This is a genomic window from Enterococcus sp. VV15 (assembly GCF_005236045.1).
Lineage (GTDB): Bacteria > Bacillota > Bacilli > Lactobacillales > Enterococcaceae > Enterococcus_B > Enterococcus_B durans.
In genome coordinates this window covers 18645-36431 of record NZ_QPTY01000032.1, presented here as the reverse complement: position 1 = coordinate 36431, position 17787 = coordinate 18645, and the positions used below count along the sequence as shown (strand labels likewise).

Annotated in this window: 11 protein-coding genes and 1 pseudogene; 5 read left to right on the top strand and 7 right to left on the bottom strand. The window is 35.8% G+C overall.

Annotated elements, in window-relative coordinates; translation table 11 throughout:
- The first annotated feature begins 209 nt into the window (after nt 1-209).
- A complete protein-coding gene (locus DVW83_RS11155; protein ID WP_104661582.1) occupies nt 210-1382 on the top strand; it encodes a glycoside hydrolase family 73 protein in 1173 nt (390 codons plus the stop codon).
- Nucleotides 1383-1481: 99 nt separating this feature from the next.
- On the opposite strand, the gene DVW83_RS15080 is transcribed toward DVW83_RS11155, so the two are convergent.
- The gene (locus DVW83_RS15080) at nt 1482-1655 is read right to left on the bottom strand and encodes a hypothetical protein (RefSeq protein WP_161569456.1); all 174 of its coding nucleotides are present in this window, start codon (nt 1653-1655) and stop codon (nt 1482-1484) included.
- Between the two features lie 460 nt (nt 1656-2115).
- On the opposite strand from DVW83_RS15080, the gene DVW83_RS11150 reads away from it, so the two are divergent.
- Nucleotides 2116-3594, top strand: coding sequence for a helix-turn-helix domain-containing protein (locus tag DVW83_RS11150; RefSeq protein ID WP_104661581.1), 1479 nt, complete (start codon nt 2116-2118; stop codon nt 3592-3594).
- Nucleotides 3595-3725: 131 nt separating this feature from the next.
- On the opposite strand, the gene DVW83_RS11145 is transcribed toward DVW83_RS11150, so the two are convergent.
- Nucleotides 3726-4058, bottom strand: coding sequence for a hypothetical protein (locus tag DVW83_RS11145; protein ID WP_104661580.1), 333 nt, complete (start codon nt 4056-4058; stop codon nt 3726-3728).
- Between the two features lie 849 nt (nt 4059-4907).
- Between DVW83_RS11145 and DVW83_RS11140 the strand changes: the two genes are divergently transcribed.
- A complete protein-coding gene (locus DVW83_RS11140) occupies nt 4908-5570 on the top strand; it encodes a CPBP family intramembrane glutamic endopeptidase (RefSeq protein WP_104661578.1) in 663 nt (220 codons plus the stop codon).
- Between the two features lie 414 nt (nt 5571-5984).
- Complete coding sequence (locus DVW83_RS11135) at nt 5985-7568, top strand: hypothetical protein (protein WP_137239383.1); 1584 nt, start codon at nt 5985-5987, stop codon at nt 7566-7568.
- Between the two features lie 283 nt (nt 7569-7851).
- On the opposite strand, the gene DVW83_RS11130 is transcribed toward DVW83_RS11135, so the two are convergent.
- Nucleotides 7852-8034, bottom strand: a complete 183-nt coding sequence (locus tag DVW83_RS11130) for a hypothetical protein (RefSeq protein WP_104661576.1) — start codon at nt 8032-8034, stop codon at nt 7852-7854.
- Between the two features lie 57 nt (nt 8035-8091).
- Between DVW83_RS11130 and DVW83_RS15995 the strand changes: the two are divergent.
- Nucleotides 8092-8211, top strand: a pseudogene (locus DVW83_RS15995) (DUF3788 family protein); the annotation flags it as partial.
- 252 nt (nt 8212-8463) lie between these two features.
- Here DVW83_RS15995 and DVW83_RS11120 read toward each other — a convergent pair.
- From DVW83_RS11120 to DVW83_RS11105, 4 genes are all read right to left on the bottom strand, one after another.
- Complete coding sequence (locus DVW83_RS11120; RefSeq protein ID WP_137239382.1) at nt 8464-12843, bottom strand: isopeptide-forming domain-containing fimbrial protein; 4380 nt, start codon at nt 12841-12843, stop codon at nt 8464-8466.
- A gap of 239 nt (nt 12844-13082) precedes the next feature.
- Complete coding sequence (locus DVW83_RS11115) at nt 13083-14483, bottom strand: peptidoglycan DD-metalloendopeptidase family protein (RefSeq protein ID WP_104661806.1); 1401 nt, start codon at nt 14481-14483, stop codon at nt 13083-13085.
- A gap of 23 nt (nt 14484-14506) precedes the next feature.
- Nucleotides 14507-16411 carry a VirD4-like conjugal transfer protein, CD1115 family gene (locus tag DVW83_RS11110; RefSeq protein WP_238699406.1) on the bottom strand — a complete coding sequence of 635 codons (1905 nt, stop codon included), beginning with the start codon at nt 16409-16411 and terminating at the stop codon, nt 14507-14509.
- A gap of 202 nt (nt 16412-16613) precedes the next feature.
- The gene (locus DVW83_RS11105) at nt 16614-17774 is read right to left on the bottom strand and encodes an LPXTG cell wall anchor domain-containing protein (protein WP_137239380.1); all 1161 of its coding nucleotides are present in this window, start codon (nt 17772-17774) and stop codon (nt 16614-16616) included.
- Between the last annotated feature and the right edge of the window lie 13 nt (nt 17775-17787).

Below are 17787 nucleotides of genomic sequence, written 5' to 3'. Positions count from 1 at the left end.
TTGTGGTTAAAAACATTGTACCGTAAAAGGGCTGTTACATGGCCTTTTATCTTTTACACAATTATATGGACTTTATCCACTCGAATGCTAAAAAACTTATTTTTTCATTTTCTCCCCAAAAAACAACATTTTTTTCAAATTCAGAAAAAAAATGTTGTTTTTTTTGTTTACTATTATTTTTGTGATATCAAAAATAAAAGGAGAAGAGGATGAAAAAAAAGAAAACTCTAATTTATACTTATTGCTTATGGACATTATTTTCAGTGACTACCCCGACATTTGCTAACGAAGTCACCTACTCTAGTGAGAAGGCTACTTCATCACCTTTGCAGTCCCAAGAATCAATACAAGGGACGATCCCCGTAGAAAATAGTGAGGATCCTATGGCTGGTCCGACTACGATTGAAAATCTTTTGGATACTGGAGAAACGTTGATTCATCAAAGCACTTCTACAACTGAAGACGGATCTATTTTTTCAGCTACTGCTAGGAATAGTCAACAAACTTTTATCCAGTCTATTGCGAGTGATGCACAACTATTAGCGCATCAAAACAATCTCTATGCCTCCATTATGATTGCTCAAGCGATTATCGAAAGTGGCTGGGGGAAAAGTACGCTAGCTTCTTACCCAAATCACAATTTATTTGGAATCAAAGGCACCTATAATGGACAATCTGTTACGCTACCTACACAGGAGTATCTAAATGGCAAATGGGTAACAGTTCAAGCAGCTTTTAGAAAATACCCTTCTTACAAAGAATCTTTAGAAGATAACGCAAAAATTTTAAAAACGACTTCTTTTCAACCTGGTGTTTATTATTATAGTGGTGCTTGGAAAAGTAATACAAAATCCTATAAAGAAGCAACCGCTTGGTTAACTGGTCGTTATGCAACTGATCCAAATTATGGATCTAAATTAAATAATATTATCGAGACATATAACCTAACAAAGTATGACAGTGTTTCATCCAATAATTCAGCAACTTATTCAGCGATGTATCGTCTGTATAATCGACATACTGGTGAACATTTCTACACATTGAATGCTGCTGAAAAAAATCAGTTAGCGAACATTGGTTGGCGCTACGAAGGAGTTGCGTGGTCTGCACCTAATCGAGGAACCCCTGTCTATCGTCTGTATAATCCGAATAATGGAGACCACCACTATACGTCAAATCAAGGAGAAATCAACTCACTGACTAAGATTGGTTGGCGTTATGAAGGACTGAGCTTTTATTCTGGTGGCTCAAAAGCAATTCTAAGACTATTTAATCCAAATGCCAAAACAGGCACGCATCATTACACCGCTGATGTCAATGAAAAAAACACCTTAGTAAAAAGAGGCTGGCGTTATGAAGGTATAGCTTTTTATGGAAACTGATTCCTGATAAACACATCAAATAAATACATTACTGCCTCACATCGGATCAAGAATCCGATGTGAGGCAGTCTTATTTGCGTATATCCTATGATTGAACCGTTAAGCAATTTCTTTCAATTCTGATTTTCTAGCTAAGGCCAGTTTAGCGACACCATCTGTTATCTCAACAACTACTGTTCTTTCTAAAATAGTTACGATGCGAACTTGATAAGTCTCTTTTTCTCCAATTACTTTGCATTGATACATTTTTCTTTTGTCCAGACATACTTGCATTTTTCTTCTCCTTTGGTATTTTTGATAGCTTCCTTTTCTCAAATAAAGCCTTATAGTTTGCTTAAATAATTTCTATATTTTATTCTAACAACTCGCCGTTGTCTTTTTTTTTCTCAAAATGAAAAAAATGGCGACAATTCTTAAAAAACTATTTTAGAAACAGAAAAAAGAAAAGTAAGAAGAAGTATCTAAAAAGATACTTCTTCTTACTTTCCTCATGGTTTTTTTAGGGTAAGTATAGAGAATAACAATGGTGTCGTAATACCTTCTACAAGTTGAATGGTATTACTCTTAAAATATACCTCTTTTTTACCATTTTTATTTTTCTTTTTTTTTAACATCAATCGTTTTTTTATAAAATTAAATGAAATATTCTTAAGCGATAGTATGTTTAACTTCTAATGGTAACAACTTTATCTCATTTTAGCTGTAGCAAAAAAAATACAGGAGGCAAACTACGATGAATATAGAAAGCTATATAGAAAAAGATATCATTCGAAAAGTCAAAATTGCCGAATACATTTTTGAGCACAAAACCTTAGTAATTAGAGAACTAGCTAAAGAGCTGGACGTTACGTTCAACACCATAAAAAAAGATCTCTCTATGCTATCAGTACAATTATCTCCTTTTTTGGATCATTATGAACTTTCCGCTACAGAAGTCACAATGATTTTCACCAAACATACAACAAGATACGATTTGATTAAAGAAATTTATAGCGAATCTAAATTTTTGAAAGTGGTTGCTCGCTACCTTCTAGGTGATACCAACTATTTGAGTATCGTAGATGAAGAATTTGTTTCGGTCACGAAAGCATTCAAAATCAAAAAAGAAGTCGAAACCTATCTAAAAAAAGAGAATCTTTTAGACAGCAATAATCATATAAAACCCAATGAACTGCTCTATCGATTGATTTTTGTTTCAATCTGGCTACGCACAGACTTCTTTTCTGAAAAAATCAATACGGATTCTTTCAAAAGAGCCGAACAATTTGTAGCAAAAGTATTTGACGTATTTGATGTGTCTTACTTACCAAATGATCGAGAATATTCATTTTTTTTATACCATACCTATCTTTGTTTAGAACGACCAGATGACAATTTAGTTCTAACTAATTATAGAAAATCTAGGGTCAATAGTTCCTATAACAAGCTAGCCGAGATTTCTGATTCAGTACTAGCTGAGTATCATTTATCCGATAAAAATCTCAAACTACTTGCTATATTCTGTAAGCTATTGATTTTAAAATCAAAAAATTATTCGATTGTCAATATGAATTATCATCTGGATCGACAAGAAGTCATTGAAGACCAACCAGACATCCAACAATTGATAAAAACAATCGAAACTGAATTTAAGATCACTTTGAGGAATAATATGATCTTTGAAGTACCGTTTATTTATTTTATTTATTCACTATGGGAAAATACGCAAAACTACTTTATTGAACGAAATTATTTTTTAACCGTCTATCAAATGGGTGTTGCGGACCGTCTAGAAAAAATCTTACGTCAATGGAAAGAAATGTATCACCCAGATGAACCCATCCATTTTAACAAAACGGCAATTATTCGATTAGTGTCAGAAATTCATTCTGCTTTATTGACTAACCATATGCAAAAACATTTATGTATGATTGTCGCTGAAAATGAATTATCCCATATTATTTATCGAGAAAGTTTAAAAAGATGGATCAATCCAGAATTTATTACGATGGACGATCGAATGTACTATTCAGCTGATCATATCCCAATCTATAAAGACGATTGGCCTCATTTTATTATTTACGAACGTTCATTACTAACAAAAGAAGAACATCATCTTGCAGACAGTCATCTCTTTTATATTTCAAGAAATTCATTATTGCAAGACATTAAATTGATTCGTGAGTATCTTTATGAAAAATCTTTGCTTATTCATCAGAAAAAAACAACCTAATTGTTTTTACAATCCCTTCCACTAAAAAGTTAGAATCCCTGATTGCACTTCGTGGATTCTAACTTTTTTGTCGATTCATTTCGCACAAGATTTACCCTTGTCCAACTTTTCTTATTGCCTCTTATTCTTGATTAGCGCCATAAGTGAGACGGTTTGTGATTCCTGCTTAAATCATGCGGAGAACTTTTTTTAGAGTGTGCGTTTGTCGCTACTTTTTGAAGCAGATCTTTTAGTGCTTGCCCATTTTGTTCTGGTTTTTTTCGTAGTTGCGCACTTGCGGCACCTCCTTGAAGAAAATCTTGCATGTTTTTTTGCTGTTGTGTCATTGGCTTCAGTTTGCCATTGTCGCTCGGCTGGGAAAGATAAATAAATTCTTCATTCGCTCTCTTCCATCCTTTATTTCTCGCTTGGCTTTCTCTTCTGCCATCGTGCTTTTTCTTGAGTTTTTTAAAAAAATTTTTCATTTCTACACTTCCTCCACTTTTTTATAAAAAAATGATATCAAGTTACATTTTTCTCTTGAAATTTGCTTCATTTTTTTCCCATAAAAAAAAATATTGGCTCTTTTTCAAGAAACGATACCCTCCAAATCCACTCTAACTACAACTATTTAGCCAATCATTCCTTCTATCTAAATGACAAGAGGTTGTGACAGAAGCGTTCAACTCCGAGCAAGTAAGAGAGAAATTTTTAAAATAGCTCCTCACATTTTGGAAATTTTACGCTTACGGTTGAGGAGTTGTTTCTGGAATACCGTGTATCAGAGGTTGTGAACAAGCCGGTCAGCTCCGATGACAATAAGAAAAAATTTTTTTAAACAGCTTTCTATGTTTGACAAAATTTTGGCTTATTTCGAGGAGTTGGCTTTTGAACACCGTGGATAAGAGGTTATGAAACGAGCACTTTGCCCTGAGCAATAAGGATGGAACTCTCGAAATAGCTCCTCCTATTTTGAGAGTTTCTGAGTTATTGCCGAAGGGTAGCTCGTTGAATACCGTGTATCAAGAGGTTGTGAAAAGGCTGTTCTGTATCAAGCGATAAGTCAGAACAGGGGATAAAAATTTCTCATATTTTTGATCTACTTCGACTTATTGTTAAAAATTCCACCCTTTGAATACCGTTTATTGGGAAATAGGAGGACTGACCAGATTATTGTTTCCCTTTTGAATTTCCAGTTATTTTCCCAGTTTCCTTCCTGTTTATTATCTATAAATGAACTATTTGCAGGAAATTTATGTATTAATATGAAAAATTTGAAGTGATAGACAGCTATAATTAGACCATTATCAAGAGTTAAGATAGAAGGAGTTTTTATGGAAAGAAAAAAACAATTACTCATTCTTTATATATTTTTATTAATCATGATCCCTAGGCTATGTCTCCTCCCACTTGCCACATTTTTAGCCATTGATTATGATACACTAAATGAGTGGTACTTTTTCATTGTCACTAGTTTATTGGCACTCTTAGCCGTGTATCTTTATTGGCCAAAATTGAAAAGTGATTGGCAAAGGAAAAAACAAACGGGTATTTCCTTCATTTTTACAGGTTTTATCGGTTTTCTCATGATTTTTTTGTTTACATTCCTTTCTTTTATGTTTTTTCATCAAGGATCACTTGAAAAAAGTGCCAACCAAACCAATTTAGAAAATTTATCTCATCCATTAATTGCTCATCTTATGCCATTATGCGTAGTCTTCTTCGGTCCACTATTGGAAGAACTACTTTTTAGAGGGTATGTATTTAGTGAAATGAAACGAAAATGTTCGACCTTTCCTGCATTCCTATGTTCTGTCTTGCTTTTTACGCTGATTCATTTGAACAACTTACAAGAGATTCGCTCGCTCCTTCCTTATTTTTCTATTGGGGTAATCACTACGCTTTCTTATTCAAGAAAAAACGAAAACATTTATTATCCTTTGTCGATACACATTATGAATAATTTGATCGCGCAAATCCTAATTTGGAGTCAATAAGAAGAGACCCTTGATCGGAATTTAGCCTTTTTTTATCTAATCCTCTTCTAGAAGAGAATGGGACAGAAGCGGTTAGATCTGAACAAATAAGCGAGAAATTTCTAAAATAGCGTCTCATATTTTGGGGGATTTTTCGCTTATGGTTGAGGTGTTGCTTCTGGAACATCTTGTATCAGAGATTATGAAATGAGCGATTTGCCCTGAACGATAACTCAAGAACTCTCGGAATAACTTCTCATATTTTTAGAGTTTTTGAGTTATCGTCGAAGGGTATCTTTTTGAATACCGTTTATTCAAAAAAGGGGTACGACAAAACGTTTGTCACAAATCCTCTTTTTCTATAATTTCTACTAGTTATTCATGTAAGGAGCGATTATAAATTGATTGAAGAGTATCTTCTGCAACTAAAAAAAAATGATTCAACAAAAATCGATTGATTCTTTTACATTAAAGAACTTTGTATTTTCCCTTCCTGGTAATACATATGCACGTATCGACAGTTTGCTATCAAAAGAAGAGCAACTCACTCTTATTGATTTGATGCATCAAATCGATCGCCACACCTATCATTCACTCTCTCTGCTAAGTCAAACGGAGTATGAAAAATTTTTGCAACAGCCTAATTACTTGGATGGTCTGATACAACAACATATTCCTCTATCAACTGAACAAGAACAATTCTTTCGTTCAGTTGTCCAGCAGCAAAGAAAAGCGTTGTTAGAAAGCGATGAATACGCTTCTCATCTATACAGCGCATTATGCCAGCATATGAATTTGAAATCAAGTCAGGTAACGCTTTTTGATTACATTCCACAGCTAGATCTAAACTTAGAGTATTTAACTTTGTACAGCGATTTTTTGACCGTTCATCATGAATGTTTTCCGAACCGTCAAATCGAAAAAATCAAGTATTCGCTAGAAGAAAGTATTTATTGTAGTAGAAGTCCTATTTTATTAGAAAAAGCCCTCGCTGCGTTAACAGATGATCCTGATTCGTTTTTATTGATTCCAGTAACAGAATGCTGTTCTTCAGGACAATTGCATACGACTTCCTACTTAATCGAAAAGAAAAAAAGTCATTTAAAATTGACTTTAATCGATAAAGCCATGTTGCTTCATAAGGAGATTTTACAAACTGCTCCAGTGATTACTTTACGACACGATACGCCATTGGAGGAACAAACAGCAACTCAAAAATCATTTAATCCTAAAATTGCGATTCCTTATATTTTTGAAGTGGAAAATAATCAATACAATCGCACTAAATTAACTTATTTATTCAGTTTAGGAACTACTTTTTTAGGAAGAGGAATACAGTTTAATCTATCTATGCTTCAGCAAAAATTTTCTCTTATCCAATGGGAATTAAAAAAAATGGCAGCTTGCTCTTATTGGGGAAAAGAATTATATACAGGACAGATCTATACGAATAATTGCTACATCAAAGCGGTTGATGGTGGCTTACAACATGTTCTCGGTCAACCACTTGAGACAACCCATTATTTCTTAGATGACCAACCAGCTTTATTAAAAAAAATCCCTCAACATTCGGCCACTTCTTTGACTACTAGTTTAGCTATAATTGTTAACTATCGTTTAGAAAAGCTAGCTTATGCAAGGGAAGCAGCGCAAGCGATTGAACATCTGTTAAAAGATTACTTGCAGAAAAAAACAAAGCCTCTTTCTAACTATCAACGTTATCTAGATAAAAAGAAAAATGTAGCACAATATGTTGCACATCGTGTACCTTTTTATTCTAAAGAAAAGGAAATAAAAATTGATTCATCTTTGCTTTTAAAAAGTAGCGAGATCACTGATGGGATTCAGCTCTTTGGAGAAAAAGAAATCATGCAAGTAAAAACAGCGATTGACACATTAGTAGCACAGAGTTCCTGCTTTTCTTCCTATGAAAAGAAAACACTCGCTGACATAAAAACAACCAAAACTAATACAAGGCTTGATTCTATTCAAAAGACAGAACCCGCACTGGAAATATAAATTATTGTTACTAATCGATTGATCTGTGCAATTTTTCCCATTCAAAAAAATCGATAAACTTCTCAATCTTTTAAGAAGTTCATACTTAAGGCACTTTTCTTTATCAGGTGGACTATCATTCTGTTTATAAATATTGATTTGGCTGGTATGAAGAACCCTTTCGATCCATTCATACCAGCCATCCTATTGTTTTATTCATTCCTATACTTTCATTACCATCAAAAAACCACGACACATCACTGTATCATCACTGTATCAGCTGTCTTCTTTAGATGATTTTCCTTTACTTTTGTACTTTTATAGTTGCTTCATTTGTTTTTTGTATCTTATGAATCTCGGAGGTGACCACTGCTTGTGTTGAAGAAGTTGTTTCTGGCGAACGATTCGGTATTTCTTTTTTTTCACAAGCTACTAAAAATACGCAGAGTAGGCTTAATAGACACACTAAATTTCTTGTTTTTTTCATTTGATCCTTCCCCTTCTATTTTCATCATTTTTCATCACTTCGATTTTCTGAAGGAGGCTGGGACAGAAGTGTTTAACTCCGAGAAATAAGAAGAAATTAACGAAAATTGCTTTTCAAATTTTTGTGAATTTCGACTTATTTAAGAAGGAGTTGCTTCTGCTCCCACCGTTTATTCGTTTTAAAGAATCAGATAACAGTACTTCTTACTTTTGTCCCACGCTTATCTTTTCTATGGAGAAGACTCGTCAGTTATCTGCAGCTTAGATTTGCGTGTTATAAAACTATAAAACAATATTGCTTTTTTCTATCCATATCATTCTTTTCGGTCACTTTTATTTCACGATTGAAAACTCCCTAAGTTAGATTTATCATTTGAACTTAGGGAGTATCTTCCGAACTCTCATTTAAAAGATTTTTTTTATTCATTTTTCAAATCTTTTTCCTGCGATTTAACTGATAACTACTTACCATAGCAACCAAAATCAATCCAATAAAAGAGGGGCCAACAGAAGAATTTTCACTTGTTTTAGGCAATTGTCCATTCTTCTGTGTATTTTTTGTCTTCTTATTTGACGTATCTGTTTGTTTTGATGCTTGTAGGGCATTTGTTGCTACTTCTGTCGTTTCTTTTTTGACAATTCTAGTTGTTGCTGTATTACTCGTTATACCATCATTTGTTCTAGCGGTATTCTCAATTGTTTGCCCCAACGCATCAGCTAAAATTTTCGCTTGAAATTCGATTTCAACTACTTCTCCAGACTTCAATACTTGGTTGAGCAGCAGTTCTTGGGCATTCTGCCAAACATCTGTATCCGCGCGTTTTTCGCCATTGACTTTTGTTGTATCTGGCACAAGAGAAAGCCATTGAGCTGGAAGATCATTGAGGATGTCGCCTTGCCATTTTCCACCACCTGTCATATTTTTACCCGTAATGGTATACGTTAAGGTCTCTCCTACCTGCGCTTCTGATTGGCTGACCTTGACTTCTAAAGACAGATCAGGAGCGATCGTTAATGGGGTCTCTGGCTCTTTTGTTGTTTCTCCCATGGATTCGTCTCCAGGTAACTTTGGTATCGTATAGTCAATACTTGCAATATTAGAAATTTCGCCAGTTGCTTCTTCATTGATCGTCGCCTCAAATTGCAATGCCGCTTTTTGTCCTCCAATCAATGTACCCACTTCGGCACTTAATACCCCATTTTCAAAAGTAATCCGCGCATTTTCTACTTCATTACCTTCGATCAAAAGTGTTGCACTTCCTTCTTGATACGTGATTCCTTCTGGGAGTGGATCACGTATCACTAACTGATTCAACACCGAAAGTGGATCACCTGCATTGGTGGCTTCAATAATGTAACGAACGGTATCGCCGACTTTCATTACCTGATCAGTGATTGGTTGCCCTGTGATATCATAAACACTCTTATTACTTTCCAATACTCCAGCGTTTGGAATGATTTGTGTTTTAACTGAATCGCTCGTTTTCCCATCTGTAGCTGTTGCTGTTAATTCAACTGTTTGGTTCCATGCTGATTCTTGGATTTGTGCTTGGAATTGAATCGTCAGACGTTGTCCTGATTTAAGCGTTACCGGATAGTTCAATTCATTAGCGGTTGCCCAAACAACATCATCTCCAACTAATTGATCATTGATCATAGTTGTTCCAGGAATTAGCTTAACCTCATCCGCCGTTAATAAAGTATTAATCGTTTCTTCCCATTTTCCTGAACCTGCTGGATTTTCACCAATAATCGTATAGGTTACCGTATCCCCGACAAGAGCTTTTGTTTGATCAACGGCCATGGTCAAAGCCATCTCATCCACCACAGTAACTATCGATGTGGGAGTTTGTTCCAAGCGTACGTTGCCAGCTGCACGGGTAATAGCTGGTGGCAGTTCATAGGCTACTTGAGCACGATTCATCAGCTCACCTTTTGCTTCTTCTGTCACAGTCGCTTGCAACACCAGTTTTATCTGCTGTCCACCTGTAATCGTACCGATTGTCGTTTGAATGCTTTGACCAGCTATATTTATAACTGCTTGGTCATTTTTTTGTTCATCGATCATGACATAAGCAGAATCTGGAAGATAAGCCAATCCTTCTGGTAGCTGATCATCTATGGCAACTTGATTAATGACCGTTGTCGTATCTGCTGTATTTTCTGCTTCAATGATGTAAGTTAAGGTATCACCTACTCGTACAGTCTGTTTATCCACTAATTGATTTTGTGCATCATAAACTGAGTTTTTAGTAACAAGCGTCCCAGCACCAGGTAAAATCGTTGTTGTTACCTTATTACTTATAAGATTATCAGTTGTTATTGCTGTGTTTTCAATCGTTTGATTTAAGGCTGTGGCCAATACCTTAACTTGGTAAGTAATCACTACCTCTTCTCCAGATGTTAACTGTTGCTCGAGCGCCAACTTTTCGCCATTCCAGATCGTTTGATCTTCTACTTGGCTATGATTGACCGTCGTCGTTCCAGGAATAAGCGCAACTAATTTTTGAGAAATCTGGTCTTGAATGGTTTGTTTCCATTTTCCTGAACCAACTGCATTGTTTGCGGTGATCGTATAAGTCAGCGTATCACCTACTAGCGCTTGGGCTTTATCAACCTCTTTTGTTAAAGTAATATTCGTTGCTGTCTTCACTGAAACAGAAGGCGTTTGAGCGGTTCCTTGATTTCCTATTTGTCCTGTAGTAGAAGGGAAATAATAGTTGATTGTTGGACTATTCGTAATCGTTTGTTCTGCTTCTTTATTTACTTCAACGTCAAAGTAGAGTTTTGCTTTTTGATTTCCTCTTAAATCTCCTATGTTAGCTGTAAGTTTTCCGTCTACCACTTGGATCGTTGCAGAATCAATTCTTTGATCATCAACTGTTACATAAGCAGAATTTTCTTTGTATGTTACACCAGCGGGTAACATATCTTGAATCGTAATATTCTTGATAACCGTGTCTGTGGCGCCTGTATTTTGCGCTTCGACTACATAGGTCAACGGATGTCCGACTGGAACGACTTGGTTTGCAACATCGGTATTCTGCTGGTTAAAGACACTGGCCTTGCTAGTTAAAGTTCCTGGTTTATTATCTAACGTATGAGTAATGGTTGCTTCCATTGGATCCTTGCTCCGATCATAGGCATAGCTTGTTATATAGCCCTCTGCTACCGGATCTTCTTGTACCGTGTACTCATAAGCCGTTCCATCTGGTCTCAAAACAGGTAAATTATCAAAGGTATCATTCGAAAGAAATTCCTTTGTTTGGAATACTTTGCCATCTTGTAAAAGGTTGACTTTTACTTTTTGTGGACGAACACCTTCAGAATTATTGTTATCTTCCCATTTATTCGTAACTTTCAAGCGCGTAGCACGTGTAAATTTTAACGATTCAAATTTAAATTTTTGTTCATTATAAGCATTGAAATCAGTTGTTGCAGCAATCGTTAAGGCAAAAGACTTTTGATGGGTCACTTTTCTTGACCATGTTTGTCCATTTAGAGTAACAGTCATCATTCGTGTCTTTCCATCATAATTAACTGTAATCGGCACAAATGTGCTTTGACTATTGAGAAAAATTTTTTTATCTAGGTACTGTACTGAAGACTTCTCCAAATTCATTTGTCCTACGTCGTTCGTAGTAATAAAAGCCCCATATGGTGATTCTGCTTGACCACGTGCTGGATTTGAGGAATTTGTCGCATCGACATATGGTCTTGTCCATGTTTGATCATCATTATAATAAGTATCCATCGCAAATGAAATAGAGTTATATAAATTACCACCAATGCCTAACGCTGGCCCGACTGTTCCACTATAGCCTGTCGGCGACGTACTTAAGTTGATGGACATCCCATGACCCCCACCTTGTTTATCTGTCTTTCTTCCTAAAAAAACTTCCCCTTTCAATTCAAAGGATTCATCATTCGATATTCGATGATTAAATACGGCACTAATTGTTTGTTCTGCACTTTGATTATTCGTCAGACTAATGATACCAGTTGTTTTATCATATGCCCTACCAGGACCATAACCAGTGAATTTAAAATTTTCTTCATAGTTCTCCTTCGTCACCACCATTGTATTTGGATTTGATGTAGCAAATGGACTGATTTCTTCAGTAGCTTCAGAAGAAGTATCTTGCTTATTTTTTTCTAGTTCTGGTACTTCTTCACGAGCGACTGTCTCATTTGTGTGTTTAGGTAGAGAGTCTGATCCAGTCGTTCCAGTCGTTCCAGTTGTTCCAGTCGTTTCAGTCGTTGCTTCTTTGGTCGTAGAATTTATAGTCGGTAGTTGTTCGTTACTTGTACTTTCTGACTTTGAGTCTTCCACATTTGTGATCCTCACCTGCACAGCTTTCGAGCGATATTCTTGCCCTTCACGGCTCACAGTCGCATACAATTCCTGAGAATCACGTTCGTTAGTCACTTGACCAATTAAATATAACTGTGCTTGTTTTTTCGACTCACTTAAAAATTCGATCTGTACTTGTTGGGTTGCTTCATCATACGTAACATTCGCTAATCCTTGATTGTATTGCGTAGAAGTAGTTGCATCGTAGATAAGACCATTCGGCAAATGTACTGTTACCTTAGTATCCACACGATTTGTAGCAACTAACGTCACCCCTTGTATCTCTCCTGGAGCCAATTCTAACATTGAAATTGGGTTCCCCTCTTGCTGAAATGAAAGATCTGCCGTCTCATTTGTTAGCGCATGAACCACGACCTGAGTGATTCCAACACAATAGCTAGCCAAAATACAGATCGTTAAAAATACAGTAACTAGTTTTTTCCTGTTTTTCTTCATTTTTTTCCTTCCCTTAATCTTTTTCTATACTTGCTTTTTTACTTTCACCAACTAAGTTTAATTTAATAAAAGATACCTGAAATTAACATTTCTCTATTGTTTACTTCTCTAATAAGTAATTAACTCATCCTAATGATTAAAGATGATTCTGTTTAAAAATACTCAATACTGTTTCTTTTTTGAAAGTAACATATTGTCAATGGATTTTATTGTTATTTTCTTTCAATATACCAATTTTTTTAATTTATTGGTAAAACCGTTCTCGGGTTTTTTAATTTGGTTTTTAATAAAGTATTATCTGTACATAATTCTAAATGCAAATGAGGCCCAGTGCTATTTCCAGTTGAGCCAACAAAACCAATTAGACTTCCCTGACTGACTTGCTGTCCCACACTAACAACAAATTTATCTTGGTGCGCATAAAGCATCGTTGTTCCATCTTTATGTTGGATGACTACATAATTTCCCCATGAATAATGCGTGTCTGCTACAATTACTTTTCCTTCTTTAGCCGCTTTGATAGGTGTCCCTGTTGGCGCCGCTAAATCAATTCCACGATGGAATTCTGAACCACGTAAGCCAAATTCAGAACTTACAGTATAAGAATCCAGTGGCATGAGGTAATTGGTATCACTTATCGTCACTTCTTTAGCTTCATCATATTGTGTCAACTCGTAAGTCTCGATCAACTGATCCAACTTTTCTCCATAATAGATATCGGTAGCATACGTCCCTGTTAGAGCTTTCGTAGCATCATGGTAACTCGTTGTTTTCGATTTCCAAGTTCCTTGATAAAAAGCTGGATTGCCAATTAAGCCGTTTTTCATTAATTTCGCATAATCTTGGAAGCTCTCTTCATAGCCACTATATCTTCTAAATTGCGCAAGAGTAATAGACAATTGCCCATAGCCATTATCTTCTTGCGTGGCTAGATATACACCTTGCTCTTTAAATGTCCCTTTGATTCCAAATAAATTATAATAAGGTGCTTGACTTAGAACGCTGGATCCTGCGCCTGATTCTAAAATAGCTTGTGCTATGATCACTGAGGCATATAAATCATTTTCTTGTGCGACTTTCCGTGCATCTTCGCCAATTTTTTGAATAAACAGTTCAATGGATTCACTTTTAGTACCTGTCTGACTCTTTGTTTCTTGATATTCGCTCTTATTTACATCAGTTGGATAAATTGGTTCAAGCGAAAATTGACTTAAATCTGGTTGACGGATCGTTGGCGGCGTTGGCTTATGAAAATTTGGTTTTGGTATGCTTACACCTTCAGAAGAACTGGTACTTGCTCCCGTATTCGTACTACTTTGTTCTTCTTGCGTACTGTCTGTTGATTCATCCAGTTCCTGGCTTGACTCAGTCACGTCTGTTTTGTTGTCATCCGTGCTTTCGGTTGTCTCTGTCGAACTAGTCGTTGCGCCTCCCACTGTACTTTCTGTTGTGCTTGTTTCTTCATTCACCTGACTACTTGAATCACTTGTACTTGTCGTTGAATCTGTCGTACTTTCTTCAACAAAAGACGAATCAATTGTTGCCTTATCCTGTTCAGCTGCAAAAACTTTATTCATTTGTGTTGTGGCTGGCGTAGCCAATAACGTAGCCACACAAAAAAGTTTTGACATTTTTTTCATTAAAAATTCCCCTTATCCCTATTTTATTCATTTCGTTCGGCTGAATTATTTTCCTCTGTTTCTACCGCTTCAAATTCTTCTTCAAGAAGCGCTTCAAATTCTTCAACATTCAATTCTTCATTTAAGCGTGCCAGTTCTTCCTCAGGTAGACCTTGTAATTGGCTAAGATCAAAATCTTCTCCCTCTATCGATTCGAGTCCTGTTGTCTCTGGCTCTTCTTCTCTCGAATACCAATACTCTTTATTGACATCTCCTAAACGTTTATAATTTTTGTGCTTTTCAATATTGTATTTTTTGGATAGGAATGGATGAACCCCCCTAATTTTTAAAATACATTCTTGCCCTTTTAAGCTAGCTACCTCATCCGGTTCCATCAAATTACGACCTAATTTTTGGAAGCTTTCATTGTAAGATCCATTGGCGCCTTTAGTCACACTAATATTTCGTTGTTCAATTGTTTCTTTCCCTAACAATTTAGAAATATATTCATGAGTACTTTGTTCCATTCCCCCTAGATATAAGAACGTATCACTAGTACCAATAATCGTTTCCCAAGTATCTTTGTACAATGTTTTTAACTGACTGATATTCTGTAAAATAACATTGGTTGAAATTTCACGACTTCGAATAACGGAAATAACTTTTTCAAAATCAGGAATCTGTCCAATATTCGCAAACTCATCGAGGATACAACGGACATGAACAGGGAGCCTTCCCTTATAATAATTATCGGCTCGATGAACAAGCATATCGAACAATTGTTGGTACATCATACTTGCTAAGAAGTTGAAACTTGTATCGGTATCGGAAAGTAAAATATACAGAATGGTCTTTTTATCCCCAATCGTATCCAATTCCAACGTATCTTTTGAGACCAGCTCTTTGATACTTGGAATATCAAATGGTGCTAACCGTACCCCTAAGCTGACGAGAATAGATTTCGTTGTTTTGTCTCCCGACAATTTAAAAATTTTGTACTGTAGTACCGCAAAGTTTTGCGGATCTTTTTCTTCTAATTCTTGGAATAAAATATCCAACGGACTCACATAGCCTGGTACATCTTCGGGAATATCTGCTAAACGTACCAATTCAACCACACTAGATAACGTTTGATCTTCTTCGACAACTTCCTGTAAAAGATAGCTAAAGATCGCCATTAATAACGCAGTTTCCGCTTTTTCCCAGAAATCATCGCCACCTTTTTTATTCGGATTAGTTGTATTTTTAATCAAATTATTGACAATTTTTAAAATGTCATCTTCGTTTCTTATGTAGTTGAATGGATTATAATGGTTGCAATTTTTTCTTGAAATCAAGTCAAAAATTTTGATTTCATAGCCTTCTTCTTCAAAAAGTTTTCCTGTTTCACTCAATAACAATCCTTTTGAATCACTGACTACATAAGAAGAGTGCATTTGCATCAAATTTGGCTTTACAAAGAAGCGAGTTTTCCCACTACCAGCCCCTCCGACAACGATCACATTTTTATTTCGGTTAAAGTTATCGGCTTTAGTAATTTTCATTCGTCCAGATAAAGACAAGCGTTCTGTTTCAGTTAACAAAATATTGAAAAACTTTTTCTTATCAATAAATGGCGCAATATCTTTACTTGTTCCCCATCTTGCACTACCATACTCTTCATCTGTACGCATGTTCTTCTTGCTATATTTATGGTATAAGACGATCATTAAATACAGAGCAATCCCAATGATACTAGCAAAGTAAGAAGAACCTACAATCGAAAAATGAAACTGCATAGCAGATACTTCACCTGTTAAAGTATCAAACGTATTTAAGAAATTACTAACACTATCTGGCATTGTTCCTTTATTTAACTCAAATAGAATGTAAAATCGGTTAAAAATATAACCAATCACACTACACGCAAAGAGATGAAAAATCAGCCCCATTGGTATTTTGCTTTTCATAGCCATTCTCCTGTTTTTATTTATCATAAAAATTGGGGGTGTGACAAAAGTCTGGTCACAACCCCTATTTCCGAATAAACGGTGTTCCAAAGCCAACTCCTCGAAATAAGCCGAAATGCCACAAAAATTTGAGGAACAATTTTCCTGAATTCCTTCTTATTTCTTGAAGCTGACCACTTCTGTCACAACCTCGTCTTTCTTTCTATTTATTTTTTACTTTATTTTTTTTGAGGTAGAACATGCTTGCTCCAAGTAAAACAATCCCCATTAAGGTAATCCAAATCGATTGCTTTTCTCCTGTTTTTGGAAGCGTACTTGCACTTGCTGTACTACTAATTTTTGCACTCGTACTACTTGTTGGCATAGTGCTACTTGAACTTGAGCTAGATGAACCCGATGCCGTATAAAGTACGGGTGTCTTTGCTTGTGCAGTAGTAACACTTGAACTTGTTGACGTGGATGGATCCGTGCTCATTCCACTAGAACTTGCTGACGTATTTGAACTCGAGCTAGTTGATGTACTTGGCGTTGTACTTGAGCTTGAACTAGTTGACGTACTTGGCGTTGTACTTGAACTTGAGCTAGTTGACGTACTTGGTGTTGTGCTTGAACTTGAACTAGTTGACGTACTTGGCGTTGTGCTTGAAGAAGTAATAGTATCCGCTTTTACAGCTACATTTACGGTTCCTAGATCCAATGTTGCTTTTGTTTTACTGTTTGCTAGATCGATATCCTTAACTTCTAATGGGATATTATATTGACTACTATTTTGTGAATCAACTACTTGCGTTCCCATTGTAATTCCCGTAGCAGTATAGCTTAGTGGAATCTCTTTGATATCTATATCTTTTTTCAATTTAACTTTTGTGGTTACAGATACTTTGTGATCTGGTTTATTCACTGCAGAGCTCACTTCTAGATCAGCTATAGTACTATCTGTAGTTGTAACAGCTAAGCCAGTAATTTCAAATTTCCCACTATAATTTGGTCCGTCTCCATAATAAATCTTATCGTATCCTGGAACCCCTGTACCAGGTCCGGTAACAGTTTGACCATTTCCTGCTAAACGTTCTATCCATTCACCTCGTGCAGCACTTACTGACGTCCAAGTTGGTACATCAAATGTGAAAGTATATTCAGTTCCTAACTTATTAGATGTCATTTCATGATTTTGTTTTTTCACTTCCTCCTGAAAAATACCATCGACATAGGCTGTTTTACCTTCATCAATCAGTTTCTGACCTAAATTTTCACCATTATAATCTCCTAAATAAATAGCAAAACTATTTTCTGGATAAGATACAACTACTGCACCGCATATTGTCAGCGTTGCAAGAATCCCTAGTAACTTTTTACGTTTCATTTTCTTTCTCCTT